The organism is Psychrobacter sp. W2-37-MNA-CIBAN-0211 (genome assembly GCF_040309405.1).
In the GTDB taxonomy this organism is placed as follows: Bacteria; Pseudomonadota; Gammaproteobacteria; order Pseudomonadales; family Moraxellaceae; genus Psychrobacter; species Psychrobacter glaciei.
Genome location: NZ_JBEOOU010000495.1, coordinates 1 through 243 on the forward strand (window position 1 = coordinate 1; position 243 = coordinate 243).

1 protein-coding gene is annotated in these 243 nt (G+C 45.7%); it reads right to left on the reverse strand.

The features are described 5' to 3' along the window. Nucleotides 1-243 (reverse strand): PLP-dependent transferase (locus AAEY72_RS16025; protein ID WP_352311654.1); only part of this gene is annotated, 243 nt, incomplete at both ends.

Below are 243 nucleotides of genomic sequence, written 5' to 3' on the forward strand. Positions count from 1 at the left end.
ATTTCATATTTTAATCTGTGCATGTGCTCTGCATTGCCGCACACAATACCTGCAATCACGTCGCCGTGGCCATTAAGATACTTGGTGGCACTGTGGATCACCATATCGATACCCATTGCCAGCGGTTGCTGCAATAAGGGCGTCATAAAGGTGTTATCGACGATTGAAACTAGCTTATGAGCCTTAGCGACTTTTGCTATGGCTGCTATGTCGAATACTTGTAGATGTGGATTGACTGGGGTT